General features: G+C 60.2%; 5 protein-coding genes. All 5 read right to left on the bottom strand.

Annotation, left to right across the window (positions count from 1 at the left end; genetic code table 11):
- A partial coding sequence (locus ACE3UY_RS10155) for a substrate-binding domain-containing protein (RefSeq protein WP_374687420.1) occupies positions 1-518 on the bottom strand: 518 nt, incomplete at its 3' end.
- Between the two features lie 139 nt (positions 519-657).
- Positions 658-993, bottom strand: a complete 336-nt coding sequence (locus tag ACE3UY_RS10150; RefSeq protein ID WP_374687419.1) for a winged helix-turn-helix domain-containing protein — start codon at positions 991-993, stop codon at positions 658-660.
- A 262-nt stretch (positions 994-1255) separates the two neighbouring features.
- Entirely contained in the window at positions 1256-1645 is a 390-nt protein-coding gene (locus tag ACE3UY_RS10145; protein WP_374687418.1) for a type II toxin-antitoxin system VapC family toxin, read from the bottom strand.
- Positions 1642-1848 carry an AbrB/MazE/SpoVT family DNA-binding domain-containing protein gene (locus ACE3UY_RS10140; RefSeq protein WP_374687417.1) on the bottom strand — a complete coding sequence of 69 codons (207 nt, stop codon included), beginning with the start codon at positions 1846-1848 and terminating at the stop codon, positions 1642-1644. Before ACE3UY_RS10140 ends, ACE3UY_RS10145 begins: the two co-directional genes overlap by 4 nt.
- 62 nt (positions 1849-1910) lie before the next feature.
- On the bottom strand, positions 1911-2447 hold a 537-nt coding region (locus ACE3UY_RS10135; protein WP_374687416.1), incomplete at its 5' end, for a GNAT family N-acetyltransferase.

The following is a 2447-nucleotide window of genomic DNA, read 5'->3' as shown; positions in this document are numbered from 1 at the left end:
GCCGCCAGCGCCTCGGCCGCCGTAGCCATACCCTGGATGCCGGCCGGGTCGGCGGCCGGGCCGACGATGATGAAGTCGTTGTACATCACGTCGGCGCGCGACAGCCCATGGCCTTCCTCGACGAAGGCGTCCTCGCGGGCGCGGGCGTGGACGAGGATAACGTCGGCGTCGCCCGCCTCACCCAACTCGATAGCCTGGCCGGTGCCGACGGCGACCACGTCAACACGGGCGTTGTGCAGCGCCTCAAAGCCGGGCAGGATAGCGTCGAGCAGGCCGGAGTCGGCAGTGCTGGTCGTCGTCGCCAGTCGCAAGACCTGGGCCTCCTCGGCGCTCGCTTCCTCAGTGACCATGGCCGGGTCGGCCGTTGGCAGGACGGCCGGCTGAGACGGATCGGCGGTGGCCGGGTCGGCGGTTGGTAGAACAGCCGGTTGCCCGGGATCGGCGGTAGGCGCGGTTGCCTCGCCGCCGCAGGCGGCCAGCAAACCCAGCGCCAGGACGATTAGCAGGGCTAGCAGTATCTTGCGCATGATGGCTCTCCTTCTCCTGATGGTGCTGGTCGTTATGACAAAATTTCATAACGGTGGCAAGTATAGCGCTACTGTGTGAGAGGACAAGTGAGTGAACGGGGCGCGGGCGCGCCAAGGCTTCGAGCGATGCTTAGTCGGGGCCGAAGTTGGCTTCGTAGGAGTCCACGACGAAGCGCTCAATGTCATGGGCGAAGCGCTCGAACTGATCGAGATAGCGCTCGGCGGCGGGGGTCAGGCGCGCGCCGCCGCCGTGGTGGCCGCCGGTCTGGGTCTCGACGAGCTTTTGGCCGAGGCGGGTCTCCATCTCGTGGATCTTCTGCCAGGCGACGCGGTAGGGCACGTCGAGTTGTTCGGCGGCGGCGCTGATGGAGCCGGTGGCGCGGACGGCGCGCAGCAGGTTCGTCCGCCAGATGGACAGGACGACCTGGCCGTCGCTTTCGAGCCAGAGGTTGTAGCGGGGTTGCAAAGCTTTTACTCTCACTGTTCGCTCCCGCCACTGCTTGGCCTCGGTATCGGCAGGCCCATGCTTTCCAGCGCCGCAATTGTCTCTTTCAATGCATCGAGTCCGTTACGGAGAGTCTCTTCCGGAGTTACGCCGTCGGAGATGCACTCTGTGAAGTCGGGAAAGGAGATGAGATACCCATTTCCCTCCGTGTCGGTTAGAGCGCGAATCCCAAATGCGTATTGTGTCAAGTCACGCATACTCGACTGTTAGCAAGTCCGATAGGCTATGCGTCGCGGTTCTGCCGTTTAGCAACATACCTGACACCATCTATCGTGGCTAAATCGACATCTTGTGTCCACAGTACTGCTTCATAGATGCGCGCGGTAGCCAGTATGATACTGTCTGCCATTGGCAGCTTTAGTTCGTCAGATATCTTGGCGGCAGTCAATGCAGTTGTCACGTCTAGTTCTATCACTCTTCCTTGCATCATTGCCGCGATGACCTTTAGGGCCTTCTGCTCCCCCTGTTGCTGCAATACCCGCTTGAAGACTTCATAAATACTGATTACCGGGATCAAGAGCTCAGCTTGGTTCTCAATTGCCGGTTTAAAAAACAGTGCGTTAGGTGAGTCAGAAAAGTACTCTAGCCAGCCTGAGAAATCTACGACATTCATACCCGATCAGCCTCGCGCTCGATTGTCGTGTCAATACCTTTGAGAAAGCCACGCATTGACTGGATTGGGAGGACGGGGATCAACTCGATTCGCCCTTCATATTGGATCACTTGAACCTTCTGTCCAGGTTGAAGCTTCAAAGCTTCACGGATCGACTTAGGTATTACTATCTGATACTTTGGTGAGATAGAAACAATTGTCATACAAATTCTCCATCGATAAATTGTTGTATTACGAGATGCCCATCGTAACACGAAATAGGTTGTTATGCAATTGCTTGTGTCAACCGCTTCGTCAGCAGAATATCCGGCTTCCCCAGCCCGTTGGCGTCGGGAATGATGCCCGTCAGGACGAAGCCGCACTTCTGGTAGAACTCATAGGGGTGGCGCTTTAGATTGCGAATGGTTCTCAGGTGGGCAAAGGGGTCGTCGTAGAGGTCAACGCCGCCCAGCGTCGTCGAGTTGTCCACGTCATCGGCCTCAACGAAGAGCGTGACGGCCCCCTGCGCGACGACCTGCCGCTCCAACTGGGCGACGAGGGCGCGACCGACGCCCCGCCCTTGATGGCGCGGATCGACGGCCAGCGGGTGCAACTCCCAGCCGGTCGCGCGCGGCGGCTCACCGTAGTGGGGAATGGCGGCGATCCAACCGAGGACGTTGCCGTCGTCACCCACGGCGACAAGGCTGACGTGGCCGGGTTGCAGCGACGCGCGCACGTCTTCGAGCGCCGAGTCGAAGTCGTAGGCCCAACCGCCGGCAAAGGCGGCCACGACGACGGCCGCCGCGGCGCGGGCTGTCGCCTC

The organism is Promineifilum sp. (SeqCode) (assembly GCF_041918635.1).
Taxonomy (GTDB): domain Bacteria; phylum Chloroflexota; class Anaerolineae; order Promineifilales; family Promineifilaceae; genus Promineifilum.
This window is presented reverse-complemented; position numbering and strand designations above follow the sequence as displayed.

What these genes read in the sequence shown, in the direction of transcription:
- ACE3UY_RS10145 (WP_374687418.1), bottom strand. Translation starts at nt 1,645, where the DNA reads ATGAATGTCGTAGATTTCTCAGGCTGGCTAGAGTACTTTTCTGACTCA.
- ACE3UY_RS10140 (WP_374687417.1), bottom strand. Translation starts at nt 1,848, where the DNA reads ATGACAATTGTTTCTATCTCACCAAAGTATCAGATAGTAATACCTAAG.